Here is a 13,654-nt window from a genome sequence, read left to right as displayed (position 1 = left end):
TGCCCACAGCCTGTGGAGGCGGCGATGCGGTGGTTGGTGGGGTGGAGCAGTACCGCATCCGGCCCGGTCTCCTCGGAGGGCCATGCGATCCAGCCGGTCGGTGCCCAACTCCTGTGGTCCGACCCCGATCCGCTGTGGGCGGTTGGCGACTGGCGGCCCGATGAAGTACGCGTCGTCCAGACCGACCCCTTCACCCGCCTCGCCGTCTTCGGCTGCTGCGGCGCCTCCGACGAGGAGCTGCGGGTGGGGCTGTTCGCCGCCCGCGGCGGCGCCCTGCGCCATCTGACCGCCTGGCCCGGCAGCTACACGGCCGTGGCCCAGGCCGGCCGCCGCGTCACCATCGTCGGCGACCTCGCGGGCGCCCGGCCCGTCTTCCACACCGATTGGGGCGGCGGCACCGCCTACGCCACGGCCGCGCTCCCGCTCGCCGACCTCATCGAGGCCCAGCTCGACGTCGGCCACCTCGGCGCGCTGCTCGCCTGCCCCGACTCCCCGGAGGCCATGGGCGACGGCACGCCCTATATGGGCGTCAGGCGCGTCCCCCCGGGCCATGCGCTGATCCTGCGCGACGGTGCCCGCGACATCACCGGCTACGAGCCCACCGCGTCCCTCGCCGTCGCCGCGCCCCCACTCGAGCAGGACAAGGCCGTGGACGCGGTCCGGGACTCCCTCGTGGAGGCCGTACGGGCCCGGCTCACCGCCCCGCGCCACGCCCCCGAGACCGATGACCTCGACCCCGGCCCGGTGCCCGGCATGGGGCCCGCCGAGCGGCGGGCCGCCCGCGGCGCCCCGGCCCCCGGCATCGGCGCCGATCTCTCCGGAGGCAGCGCCTCCGCCACGCTCGCCCTGCTCGCCGCCGGTCTCCCCGGCATGCCCGGCACCCTCTTCGGGCACGGTACCGAAGCGGGCGAGCGGCTCCTGGCCGTCACCTTCAACGACCTCGCCACGGCGGGCGGCGCCCGCACCCGCGAGGCCGAACTCGAACGGGCCGGAGCCATCGCCGCCAATCCACGGCTGCACCATGTGGTCGTCGCCGCGGGCGAGGACGCCCTGCCGTACGCGGGCCTCGACACCGGCGCCCTTACCGACGAGCCCGGCCCCTCCCTCGTCACCGCCGAACGCCACCGGCGCCGGCTCGCCGCGGGCAGCGCCGACCACTTCATCGGGCACGGCGCCCGCCAGGTCCTCGACGCCCACCCCGCGCGCCTCGCGGACCTGCTGCTCGACCGCCGCAGACGCCACCTGCTGCGCCCCGCAACGGCGCTCGCCAAGGCCGACGGCCCCTCCGCGCAGTCCTTCTTCGTGCCCTTCACGGTCTACCGGGCCGCCCGACGGCTGGCCCGCACCTCCTACCGCGACGGCGTCCAGGAGGCAGCCGCGCGCCTTATGGAGCGCCACTTCATCGACGAGCAGGCGCTGCACGGCCCCGGCGCCGTATCCGCCTCCCTCGCCGCCCTGACGTGGTGCCGCCCCGGGCCCGCCGCCCGCTGGCTCACCGGCGAGACGCTCGCCGAGGTGTCCGTCCGGCTCGAGGAGGCGGCCCTGCGCCCCGTGCTGCTGCGCCGCCCCGGGGAGCGCCGCGCCGACGCCGCCCTCGCCCGCTACGCGGCGGATCACCGCGTCTTCGAGCAGGCCGCCGAGATCCGCAGCCAGCGCCTGCACGCGCCCTTCCTCGACAACCAGGTCGTACGGGCCTGCCGCGCGCTCCCCGAAGCGCTTCGGGTGCAACCGGGGGCGCGCGCCGCGGTGCTGCGGTCGGTCCTCGCCGGAGCGGGCATCCGGGAGCTTCCCCCCGGCTGGGGAGCCACCTCCCACGCCGCCCACACCGCCGCCGTGCGGACCGGCATGCGCACCTGGACGGGCGAGCTGATGACTCTCTTCGACGCGCCGCTGCTGGCCGACGCGGGCCTGATCGAGGCCCGTGTCGTCCGTAAGGCGCTGCGCGCCGCCGCACAGGGGGAACGACTGCCCCTGGACGGCCTGGCCGAGCTGGTCTCCACCGAAGTCTGGCTGCGGCGCCTGCTGGCCCGCCGCGGCACCTGCTGGACGGGGACCGCGGCGCCACGGCAGCGGGCGGTGGCGGGCGGAGTGGTGCCGCGGCCGAGCCTGTGACGGCTTCCGTCACCGAGGCGGCATGAGGCGGCCCCCTGTGACGTCCCGCCCGCGGAGTCCTTGAGGGACATGGCCCCTGACGCCCAGGGAGCCGGGGTGACCGGGGTGCTTGCCCCTCGCGCTCAGGGAGCCGGGGTGCTCGCCGCGCGCCGGAACTCGGCGTTCTTACGGGGGGCGGGAACCCAGCGCTCTCACGGGGGCGGGAATCCAGCGTTCTTACGGGGGCGGGAACCCAGCGTTCTCACGGGGAACGAGAAGCCGGTTCCTTACGGCGGACGAAAACGAATGGACCCCTCCGCCGCCACTCCGCACCATCTCCCCAGCGGCAATCCGCAACCAAGGAGAATGGCCCCCGTGCGGTATCTGATACTCGGCACCACCGAAGCGCGCGACGACCACGGCGACCCGCTCCCCCTCGGCGGCCCCCGGATCCGCGCGCTGCTCGCCGCGCTCGCCGTAAGGGCCGCACGCACCGCCCCGGCCTCCGTCGACGTCCTGATCGACGAGGTGTGGGCCGACGACCCTCCGCATGACGCGCCCGCCGCGCTCCAGGCGCTCGTCGGCCGGTTGCGCCGGGCCATCGGCAGGGACGCCGTCGTCTCCTCACCCGGCGGCTACCGCCTCGCGACCGCCGCACCCCGCGACGACGTCGACCTGCTGCGCTTCGAGCGGCTGACGCACGAGGGCATACGCGCCCTGGACGCCGACGACCCCGAGACGGCCGCCGCCACCCTCCGTAAGGCGCTCGCCCTGTGGCGCGGCCCGGCCCTCGCCGACCTGCCGGACCGGGACGCGGCCGCCGCCCGTCCCGAGGCGCTCCGGCTGACCGCGCTGCACCGCCGGATCGACGCCGACCTCGCGCTCGACCGCCCTACGGACGTCATACCGGAGCTGCGCGAGCTCGTCGCGGACCATCCGCTCGACGAAACGTTCCACGCCCAGCTGATCCGCGCGCTGCGGGCGGCCGGTCACTCCGCCGACGCCCTCGCCGCGTACGAGGACGTCCGCAGGATCCTCGCCGACCGCCTCGGCACCGACCCGGGAGCTGAGTTGAAGGAACTCCACAGACGGCTGCTGACGACGGACGCCGAGTCGGCCCACCAGGAGCCGCGCGGCGGCGCTTCCACCGCGCAGGCCGCTCCGCCGAGGGCCGACGGCCATGAGGGGAGCGGGGACGGAACCCGGGCGGACGGTACGGCGTTCGACGGCCGCAGGGCGGCCAGGGGCGCGTTCGACGGCCGGGCCGGGGGCGGAGGAACCGACGGCGGGGCGGGAAGCCGGGTAGACGGCCGGGAGGCGGCCCCGCGCACCGCCGTGCCGCCTCTCCCGCACGGCAACCTCAGAGCCCGCCTCACCAGCTTCGTCGGCCGTCAGAAAGAGATCGGCGACATCCTCCGCGACCTGGAGGGCGCCCGGCTGGTCACCCTCACCGGCCCCGGCGGCTCCGGTAAGACCCGGCTCTCCGAGGAGGCCGCCGGGGCCGTGACGGACGGCTACCCGGACGGAGTCTGGATCGCCGAACTCGCCCCGCTCGACCAGCCCTCCGCCGTCCCCGGTGCCGTCCTGAGCGCGGTCGGCCGCCGGGAGACCATGCTGCTCGCCTCCGGGCTCGAGAGCCGCACCACGGGCGCGGACGGCGGGGATCCGACGAGTCGGCTCGTCGAGTACTGCGCCGACCGTCGGCTGCTGCTCCTGCTCGACAACTGCGAGCACGTCATCGACACCGCGGCCCGGCTCGCCGAGACACTGCTCGCGCACTGCCCGGGGGTGACCGTGCTCGCCACCAGCCGGGAGCCGCTGGGGGTGCCCGGCGAGACCGTAAGGCCGGTGGAACCGCTGCCGCCCGCCCCCGCCCACCAGCTGTTCGCCGAGCGCGCCGCCACCGTACGGCCCGGTTTCGACCCGGCGGCGGACCCGGACACGGCGGCCGCGGTCGCGGAGATCTGCCGCCGCCTGGACGGTCTGCCGCTGGCGATCGAGCTGGCCGCGGCGCGGCTGCGGCTGCTGACCCCACGCCAGATCGCGGACCGGCTGGACGACCGCTTCCGCCTGCTGACCAGCGGCAGCAGAACCGCCCTGCCCCGCCAGCAGACCCTGCGGGCCGTCGTCGAGTGGTCCTGGGACCTCCTCGACGAGCGCGAGCGCACCGTGCTGCGCCGTGCGTCGGTCTTCGCGGGCGGGTGGACGCTGTCCGCGGCCGAGGCGGTGTGCGCGGACGCCCCGCCCGGCGCGAGCGCCCTTACGGACGGTACAGACGGCACGGACGGCACGGACGGTGCGGATCACACGGACGGCACGGACGCCGACGGCGTCAACGCGGACCGCGTCCGTAAGGGCATCCGTGACGCCCTTACGGACGCGACGGCGGGCATGCCGACCCCGGGCGACACGGTTGCGTACGCCGAGACGAGCGCCCCCACGCGCTCTCATAGGCGCCCCCTCACCAGGATCGCGCCCGCCGAGGTGCTGGATCTGCTCGGGGCGCTGGTCGACAAGTCGCTGTTGATCGTCGACCATCCGTCGCACGGTGCGGCGGCGGAGTCCTCCGGCCCGGCGGGCGGCGAGCCCCGCTACCGGATGCTGGAGACCATCAACGAGTACGTCGGCGAGCGCGCCACCGAGGACCACGCGGCCCGCGCCGACCACAAGGCCGCCATGGCCCGTCACACCGCCCACTTCCGGGACTTCATCCGCACCGCCGAGCCCCGACTGCGCTCCGCCGGACAACTGCCCTGGCTGCGCCTCGTCGAGACCGACCTCGACAACATCCGGGCAGCGCTGCACCGCTCCCTGACCACCGCGGACGAGGACACCGTCTTCGCGCTCATCCGGGACCTGGCATGGTTCTGGTGGCTGCGCAACTACCGGGACGAGGGCGCCGCATGGGTCGGCCGTGCCCTGGCCCTGGAGAGCCGCACCCATGGCACGGACGGTGAGACGGACCAGGCATCGGGCGGCGGCCACCCCCTCGACCAGTTCCCGCTCATCCCGGCCCGGGTACCGGACGGCGAGGACGGCGTCGACGAGGAGGCCACCCGGTACTGGCAGTTCATGGACCTGCGGCTGCTGCTCTTCTTCCTGCTCGCCGAGCAGGGCACCGGCCCGGATCCGGCCGACCCCGAGATCCGGGACGCCGCGGTACGCATGCGCGACGCCTACGCGAGCCATCCAGGGCCCCGCAGAGCGTGCTTCCCGGGTCTGCTGTGGCCCTTCGCGGCCTTCGTCATCCAGGGCTTCAGCGGCGAGATGCTGCCGTTCATGGACCAGACCGTCGCCGACTGCCGGGCCCACGGCGACGACTGGGCGCTCGGCGTCTCGCTGATGTACCGGACCCACCTCGCCATCGACATGCCGGGCGGCGTCGAGAGCGCCGGCGACGACCTGGCCGAGCTGCGCGAGCTGGCCGCCCGCGTCGGCGACCGCTGGATGCTCGCCCAGGTGGAGGGCGCGCGTGGCGAGCTCGCCACCCATCGCGGCCGGTTCGGGGAGGCGAAGGCCGCCTATGAGAGGGCGACGCGGCTCGCGCAGGAGCTCGGCGCCCACACCGAGGTGCCGTTCCTCTACACCCGCCTCGCCGACCTCGCGGTCCACGAGAGGGACGTGGACGGCGCGCTGAGGCTGGTGAAGCGCTCAGAGGAGGAGGCGGAGCGCTGCGGAACCCAGGACGTGCTGGCCTTCAACGACATCGTGCGCAGCGAGGCCGAGCTGGTACGCGGTGATCTGGCGCGGGCCAGGACGTATTGCGACGCCGCGCGACAGCGTGCGCTGCACGGCACCTCGCCGCCGCAGTTCTGGGTCGTGGCCAACGGCCTGGACGCCCGTATCACCGGCCTGGAGGGCGATCTGGTCGATGGACTGCGCAAGCTGCGGAACACGCTGCGCGAGGGCCTCGCGGTGAACTCCATGGAGCTGCTGCTGGCCCATCAGGCGGAGGCGGCGGCCGAGCTCCTGGCGGGATGCGGACAGGAGCGGCTCGCCGCGCGGCTGCTGGGCGCCGCCGACGGCTGGCGCGGTCGGCTGCCGCGCTCACCGCTGGTGGCCGGGGACGTCGGCGCGACCGCGGCGCGCGCGAGCGAGGCGCTGGGCCAGGACGTGGTGGAGAAGCTGCGCACCGAGAGCACGACCCTGACCCCCGATGAGGGCCTCTGCCTGCTCGACGAGGCGCTGAGCTCTCTCGACGCCGCCGATGCTGATGCCGCCCATGCCGCCCATGCCGACGCCGCCGATGCCACTGACGCCGACGCCACTGTCCCTGACGCCGCCGATGACTAGGCCGACCCGGCCGAAACCGCCGACCCGGCCGAAACCGCCGACCGGGACGCAACCGCCGACGTGGCCCAAAAACCGCCGACCGGAGCGCCGCACCGCCGACCCGCCCGCTGACACGGGCACGAGCAGCAGGTACGACGTCCCGGCCGACCGTCACACGTCGTCACTCATCATGTTGTCACTCATACGGAGGGGGCGAGACGCGCCGCTCACCCCCTGAAACCGACGCGCGAAGACGAGCACATGTCTCGCTCCGGGGCCGACGGCATCACCCCATGGGGCGCGACCGCAGCCCGTCCAGCAGGATGTCCAGCAGCCGGGCCGAGGCCGCCGCCTGCTGTGCCGCGTCCGGCAGCGAGGGCGCCGCCGTGGCGATCACCAGCAGCACATCGGCGACCGTCACATCCGGGCGAAGCTCGCCCGCGGCCCGTGCCCGCTCCACCAGTTGCCCGACGACCTCCAGCAGCGCCGCGGCGCCCGCGTCGTCCGGCTCGTCCTCAGCGACCATCGGCCGCTCGACCAGCCGGAGCTCCGGCTGAGCCGGTGCGACTAACGCCGCCTGCCGCTGCTGCGGCAGCCGGATCTCGGTCTCCACGTCGACCCCGACCCGCAGCACCTGCGGCGGCAGCAGCCGGCCCGCGCCGGACGCCACCGAAGTACGCAGGAACCGGGCCAGCGCCGACCACGGCTCGTTCTCCTGACCCAGCGCCGCTCGCGCCTGATCGGTCAGCCTTGCCGTCTCCTCCTCGGCTATCCGGCGCACCAGCACGTCCTTACTGGGGAACCGCCGATAGACGGTGCCCACCCCTACCCGCGCCCGGCGTGCCACGTCTTCCATCGGAGCCCCGTACCCCAGCTCACCGAAGACCTCGCGCGCCGCCCGCAGGACGTGCTCCAGATTGCGCTGCGCGTCCACGCGCAGCGGTGTGTTCCGTCCGCCGTTTCCGTCCGACGACGCGACGGCTGCGGACCATGACGAACCCTGAAGGTGCATAAGTGATCCCCCGGTAATGATGTCTCCCCCCGGAGACTCCCCGCCCAGACTGTCGAGGCAGTCACAACCCCGACGAACTACGAACATAGTTGAGCGCAGGTCAAGAAAGAAGAGGGTAGCTCGGGACAGAACGCCCCCCGATCAGAGCAGCAGATCACCTCTTTCCGGCTATCCGCCCGCTTGCCCCCACCTATCCCGGGGCTGACCTGCGGACATTTCGTACGTGTAACCGATTCCGCGGCTCGGGGCCGAGCGAACCGTCCGGTCACACAATTCGCCGGGCCTGTGGACAAACCGCGGTCGCGCGTGCCTCATGGGAGGGTGAAGGAACCAGCGCGCATTCTCGTTGTCGGTGGTGGCTACGTCGGGATGTACACCGCGCTGCGCCTCCAGCGAAAGCTGAAGCGGGAGCTGAGGCACGGCGGGGTGCAGATCATCGTGGTCGACCCCGAGCCGTATATGACCTACCAGCCATTCCTGCCCGAGGCGGCGGCCGGATCGATCTCGCCCCGCCATGTGGTGGTGCCGTTGCGGCGGGTCCTGCCCGACTGCACGGTCGTCATCGGCGAGGCCACCGCGATCCACCACGGCAAACGCACAGCGACCGTGAGAACCCTCGCCACGGAGGAAGAGGGCACCGGCACGGTCGACATCCACTACGACGAGCTGGTGCTGGCCCCCGGATCCGTGTCCCGCGCCCTCCCGGTCCCCGGTCTCGCCGAGTTCGGCATCGGCTTCAAGACCGTCGAGGAGGCCATCGGCCTGCGCAACCACGTCCTCGAACAGCTGGACATCGCCTCCTCGACCCGGGACCCGGACGTCCGCGACGCGGCGCTGACCTTCGTCTTCGTCGGCGGCGGATACGCGGGCGTCGAGGCGCTCGGCGAGCTGGAGGACATGGCCCGGTACGCCGTCCGCTACTACCACAACATCGCCCCCGAAGACCTGAAGTGGATCCTCGTTGAGGCCACCGACCGGATCCTTCCGGAGGTCGGCGAGGAGATGGGCAAGTACGCCGTCCGGGAGCTGCGCGGCCGCAATGTCGACGTCCGGCTGGAGACCCGCCTGGACTCCTGCGCCGACCGGATCGCCGCACTGAGTGACGGCTCGCGCTTCCCCACCCGCACGCTCGTGTGGACCGCGGGCGTCAAACCGCACCCGATCCTCGCCTCCACGGATCTGCCCCTGAACGAGCGCGGTCGGCTCAAATGCACCGCGGCGCTCCAGGTCGACGGCGTGGAGCACGCCTGGTCGGCCGGGGACGCCGCGTCGGTGCCCGATCTGACGGCCGACCGGCCCGGTGCGGAGTGCGCCCCCAACGCACAGCACGCCGTGCGCCAGGCCAAGGTCCTCGCCGAGAACGTGGCCGCCGCGCTCGCGGGTCAGCCGCTCACGGACTACGAGCACAAGTACGCGGGCTCCGTGGCCTCCCTGGGGCTCCACAGAGGCGTCGCACACGTCTACGGGCGCAAGTTGAAGGGCTACCCGGCGTGGTTCATGCACCGCGTCTACCACCTCAGCCGGGTGCCGACGTTCAACCGTAAGGCACGCGTGCTGGCCGAATGGATTCTGTCGGGGCTGTTCAAACGCGAGATCGTTTCGCTGGGGTCGCTGGAGAACCCGCGCGCCGAGTTCAAACTCGCCGCGGACACCGGTCGCCATCCCGGGGCCAGTTGAGCCGATCGGGGCGGAGCCGGGAACTCCCCTCCCACGATCGGCGTCTCACGGATGTCAGTCCGGTCGGCCACACTGGTCGTGTGACCATGGGTGGGCTCGTATCTGCAAAGAGTGACAATCGCGAGGATTCGGAAGTTTGCTGCATTCCCCTGGGGGTCGTCCCCCGTACCCGCACCCATCTCCCCGATCCCGCGCCGGCGCGCCGCTCCGCCACCACCCCACGAGGTAATCCGCAGTGAACTTCACGCGCTGGAGCGCCCGGCTCCCCCGAACCCAGCGACGCATCGCCGCCCGGGCAGACCGCGGTGCGCGGCGGCCGAAGCCCGCGGCCGCCGCGGGCGGCGGCTCCGTCCCGGCGGCCCGGGGCGAGAGCGCCGACCCCTCGGGGCGCGGTGAGCCTCCCGCTGCCGCCCCTTCCGACGCGGCGCCGCCCGCCGCCGTCCCGACCCTCGACGGGCTGTCCGCCCATGACCTCCTCGGCCAGGTGCCGGCGCTGGTCGCGGTGGTCTACGGCCCCGAGCACCGCATCGCCTATCTCAACGACACCTATGTCGAGCTCTTCGGCTCCCGGACCCCCGGCACACCCGCCGGCCAGGCCCTGCCCGAGCTGAGAGAGCTGGGGCTGCTGCCGCTCATGGACCAGGTCCTGCGCAGTGGCAAGCCCCGTACGGTCAAGTCCCGGCGCGTGCCCGCGGGCGGCCCGGCGACCACGCCCGGGCCGCGGCAGGAGGGCGCGGCCCCCGGCCCCGGCCGGTCCCGCCACGGCTACTACACCTTCACCTGCTCCCCGATCGAGATGGCCGCGCCGAAGGCCGTCGCCCCCGCGCGGCCGGCGGACGAGCGGGCGGGGGAGGGGGCCGTGGATGGAACGCCGGTGGACGGAATGCCCGTGGATGGATCGCCGGTGGACGGCTCGGTCCTGGAAGGCGTCGTCCGTAAGGCCGTCGCCGTGCCGGAGGCGGTCGCCACCGAGACCGTCGCCACCGCCACCCCCACCGACACCGACACGGCCACCGAGCCGGTCCGCGGCGTGCTCGTCTTCGGCGCCGACGTCACCGACCAGGTCGAATCCGCGGAGCGGCTGCGCGCCAGCGAGCGCCTCCAGCGCGAGGCGGCCGTCACCCTCCAGCGCAGCCTCCTTCCCCAGGGGCTGGAGCAGCCCGACGATCTGCGGGTGGCCGCCACCTACCAGCCCGGCGGCACGGACGCCGCGGTGGGCGGCGACTGGTACGACGTCATCACCCTGGGCGCCGGCCGCACCGCCCTCGTCATCGGCGACGTCATGGGCCGCGGTGTGCGGGCGGCCGCCGTCATGGGCCAGCTGCGCACCGCCGTCCGCGCCTACGCCCGGCTCGACCTCCCGCCGCACGAGGTGCTGCAGCTCCTCGACGGCCTGGCCGCCGAGATCGACCCCCACCAGATCGCCACGTGCGTCTACGCCGTCCACGACCCCAACGAGAACCGCCTCGTCTACGCCTCCGCGGGCCATCTGCCGATCCTGGTCCGCGACCCGGACGGCACCGTGCGCCGCGCCTCCGAGCCCACCGGACCGCCCCTCGGCACCGGCGGCTGGCTGCACACCACCGGCTCGGTCCCGCTCGGCCCCGGGGCCAGCGCGGTCCTCTACACCGACGGTCTGGTGGAGCGACGGGACAAGGACATCTACGACGGAGTGGCCGCGCTCGAGCGCGTCTTCGCGGGCGCGACCGGCTCGCCCCAGGTGATGTGCGACCGCCTCATCAGGGCCCTGGGCATCACCGCGGAGCACGACGACGATGTGGCGGTGCTGGTCCTCCAGCACCCCGCCCGTACGGGGCATGACGCGGAGCTCTTCCACAACGCCGCGCTGGAGCTCCTCGGCGGGGTGGAAGCCGCACCGCGCGCCCGGGCCTTCGCCTCAGGGGTCCTCGCCAGCTGGCGCTTCCCCGTGGAGCTGCGCGATCTGGGCGTGCTCGCCGCCAGCGAGCTCGTCGCCAACTCCCTCCAGCACGGCACACCGCCCATGCGGCTCCGGCTGCGCCGCACCGACCGCCGCCTGATCATCGAGGTGACGGACGGCGATGAACATCTGCCGCGCCGCCGCCGGGCCGAACCGGTGGACGAGGCCGGACGCGGTATCTCGATCGTCGCGACCATCGCCTCGGCCTGGGGCTCACGTCGCACACCGGGCGGCGGCAAGGCGGTGTGGTGCGAGTTCGCCCTGCCGGCGGGCTAGCACCACGGGGTCCGGCAGCACGGGCCTGAGCGGGGACACGACCGCCCCCGACCGACAGATCGCCCTGGCACGGCGGAGCCGACTGGCTCCTTCGCCGTGCCAGGGCGGTGGCGGAATGTCCGACCGGCTCAGGCCGCGGTGGTCACCTCGTCCGACGAGGCCGCCCGCGGCGCGGGCACCGCGGTCCCGGCGACCGCCCGCAGCGGGTTGTCCTGCTCGGCCGTGAGCCGCTTGCCGAGCATCAGCGCGAGCGCGGTGATGCCGAGCGAGCAGACGACCAGCGTCACGATGTACGCCCCGTAGAGCCCGGCGCCCGCCATCAGCCCGCCGGCCGCCGGACCCACCGCCAGGGCCAGCTGCTTGACCAGTGCGAACGCCGAGTTGTACTGCCCGAGCGCCGACGGCGGTGCCAGATCGGCGACCAGCGGCGCGACGGTCGGAGACAGCATCGCCTCACCGAGCCCGAAGAGCGCGTACGCCGAGATGATCGCGGTCACGCCGACGGCCTGGCTCCCGGGTATCAGCCCGGCGGTCCCGGCGGCGCACCACGCCACCGTCCAGACCAGCCCGACCAGCGCCATCACCCGGCTGCGCCGCCGCCGCTCGACCAGCTTGAGCACGACGAACTGCGCCAGCACGATCGCCGCCGTGTTCGCGGCCAGGGCGATGCCCAGCATCGACGGCGATATCCGCGCGACATCCACCGCGAACGCCGACAGCCCGGACTCGAACTGGCCGTAGCAGGCGAAGAACATGACGAAGCCCAGCGCGCACAGCTGCACCATGGCGCGGTGGCCGAACAGGGCACGCCAGCCACCGGAGCCGCCGAGCCGCTCATCGGCGGTCGGCACCGGGTCGTCGAACACCGGCGTCCGCTCCAGCCTTACGGTCGCCACCGCCGCGCCGAGCACCAGGAACATCACCGCGTCGATCGCGAAGAGCCGCACAAAGCTCGAGGCGGCGGAGGTGTCCACCAGCAGCCCGCCGAGCAGCCCGCCGACGCCGAGGCCCAGATTGCCGAGGAAGAACTGGGTGGCGAAGGCCCGCGACCGGGTGGTCGGCGTCGAGCACCAGACGATCAGCGTGGCCAGCGCCGGCTGTATGGCCGCTATGCCCGCGCCCAGCACTCCGGCCGCGGCGATCACCAGTGGCTCGCTCGACGCCAGGCCGAGCCCCATCGATCCGACAGCGGCGGCGACCGCGCCCGCGACGGCAACGGACAGCGGCCCTCGCCGGTCGATCACCCGACCGATGAAGGGCAGCACGGCAAGCGCGGCCACGGCGAATGTCGCGAGCACCATGCCCGCGGCGTTCGAACCGAGGTCCCGCACCTGCGCCACATAGACGAAGAGGAACGGGACCGTGAAGCCGTTGCCGAACGCGCTCAGCGCGTTGCCCAGCTGAATACGGCGCAGCGCTGCGCCCATCGCGGTGGTCACACTCACCTACCTAGGTCGAGGAGGGTCAAAGGACAACGGGCTGACCTGCGGGTCAGCCCGGAGGATCGATGTCTGAAGACTTCGAAGCTAAACTTCAATGCTTAAGAGTACAGAGCGAAGGACTCCAGCGCCAATGAGTTTCGTGTCATACTCCTCATATGGCGGAGACCCCCGACCCGGACGACCTGCTGAGCCTCGAAGAGCAGATCGCGGCCTACCAGCGCGAGTTCCAGGGCCTGGACCCTCAGGTGGAGCAGGTCGTCAGCGCGCTCAGCCGGCTCACCCGGCGAATGAACGTCGCCTACGGACGCCAGTCGGCCACGCTGGGGATCAGTAACTCCGAGTGGGAGGTCCTCAAGGTGCTCGTCCTGTCCGGGGCTCCCTACCAACTGGGCCCCGGCGACCTGGCCAAGCGGCTGGGCCTCACCCCCGCCGCCATGACCCACCGCATCGACCGCATGGTGAACGAGGGTCTGGTCACCCGTGAGCGTGATGCGGACAACCGGGTGCGCGTCATCGTCGAACTGACCCCGGACGGCCGGGAGAAGTGGGTCGAGGCGATGCGCCGGGCCACGGTCTTCGAGGCGGACCTTCTCCAGGACCTTTCCGGCGAGGAGCGCGGAGCCCTCGGCGAGATGCTCACCCGCGTGCTGCGCCGGGTGGAAGAGGACCAGCCCGACGCCGAGGGACGGCTGAGCGACCTCGACTGAGGCATTTGGCCCAGCCGAGGTTGACACGGGTCCGGGCGATCCGTAATGTACTCCGAGCTGCCACGGAGCCTTAACGGTTCTCTGGGGTCAGCACTTGAGCCGCACCGGCGGCAAACCACTACTGCACGGCCCCTCATCGGGATGGATTTCGGCATGCCGGAATTCGGACCAGGGAACTCGATTATGAGCATCCGGGGGAATCCGCTAAAGTAGTGAACACGCCGGAAGGCGCGAAAGG

Annotated in this window: 7 protein-coding genes; 5 read left to right on the top strand and 2 right to left on the bottom strand. The window is 73.1% G+C overall.

Annotated elements, in window-relative coordinates:
- Positions 1–24: 24 nt before the first annotated feature.
- The gene (locus JK364_RS27390) at positions 25–2,112 is read left to right on the top strand and encodes an asparagine synthase-related protein (protein WP_201854001.1); all 2,088 of its coding nucleotides are present in this window, start codon (positions 25–27) and stop codon (positions 2,110–2,112) included.
- Positions 2,113–2,457: 345 nt separating this feature from the next.
- Entirely contained in the window at positions 2,458–6,384 is a 3,927-nt protein-coding gene (locus JK364_RS27385; RefSeq protein ID WP_230992593.1) for an AfsR/SARP family transcriptional regulator, read from the top strand.
- A 265-nt stretch (positions 6,385–6,649) separates the two neighbouring features.
- Here JK364_RS27385 and JK364_RS27380 read toward each other — a convergent pair whose 3' ends face one another.
- The gene (locus JK364_RS27380; protein WP_201853999.1) at positions 6,650–7,375 is read right to left on the bottom strand and encodes a TetR/AcrR family transcriptional regulator; all 726 of its coding nucleotides are present in this window, start codon (positions 7,373–7,375) and stop codon (positions 6,650–6,652) included.
- 321 nt (positions 7,376–7,696) lie between these two features.
- Between JK364_RS27380 and JK364_RS27375 the strand changes: the two genes are divergently transcribed.
- Entirely contained in the window at positions 7,697–9,052 is a 1,356-nt protein-coding gene (locus JK364_RS27375) for an NAD(P)/FAD-dependent oxidoreductase (RefSeq protein WP_201853998.1), read from the top strand.
- A gap of 235 nt (positions 9,053–9,287) precedes the next feature.
- Positions 9,288–11,267: an ATP-binding SpoIIE family protein phosphatase gene (locus tag JK364_RS27370; RefSeq protein ID WP_201853997.1), complete on the top strand. Its 1,980-nt coding sequence runs from the start codon at positions 9,288–9,290 to the stop codon at positions 11,265–11,267.
- Positions 11,268–11,395: 128 nt separating this feature from the next.
- Here the strand turns inward: JK364_RS27370 and JK364_RS27365 are convergent, their stop codons facing one another.
- Entirely contained in the window at positions 11,396–12,706 is a 1,311-nt protein-coding gene (locus JK364_RS27365) for an MFS transporter (protein ID WP_201854206.1), read from the bottom strand.
- A gap of 158 nt (positions 12,707–12,864) precedes the next feature.
- On the opposite strand from JK364_RS27365, the gene JK364_RS27360 reads away from it, so the two are divergent.
- Complete coding sequence (locus tag JK364_RS27360; protein ID WP_201853996.1) at positions 12,865–13,416, top strand: MarR family winged helix-turn-helix transcriptional regulator; 552 nt, start codon at positions 12,865–12,867, stop codon at positions 13,414–13,416.
- Positions 13,417–13,654: the final 238 nt, after the last annotated feature.

Origin of the sequence: Streptomyces endocoffeicus, assembly GCF_016741935.1 — a bacterium.
Taxonomy (GTDB): Bacteria; Actinomycetota; Actinomycetes; order Streptomycetales; family Streptomycetaceae; genus Streptomyces; species Streptomyces endocoffeicus.
Note: the sequence above shows the minus strand (reverse complement) of the source record. Positions and strands in the feature narration are given on the sequence as shown.

What these genes read in the sequence shown, in the direction of transcription:
- JK364_RS27385 (WP_230992593.1), top strand. Translation starts at nt 2,458, where the DNA reads ATGGCCCCCGTGCGGTATCTGATACTCGGCACCACCGAAGCGCGCGAC.
- JK364_RS27380 (WP_201853999.1), bottom strand. Translation starts at nt 7,375, where the DNA reads ATGCACCTTCAGGGTTCGTCATGGTCCGCAGCCGTCGCGTCGTCGGAC.
- JK364_RS27390 (WP_201854001.1), top strand. Translation starts at nt 25, where the DNA reads ATGCGGTGGTTGGTGGGGTGGAGCAGTACCGCATCCGGCCCGGTCTCC.
- JK364_RS27360 (WP_201853996.1), top strand. Translation starts at nt 12,865, where the DNA reads ATGGCGGAGACCCCCGACCCGGACGACCTGCTGAGCCTCGAAGAGCAG.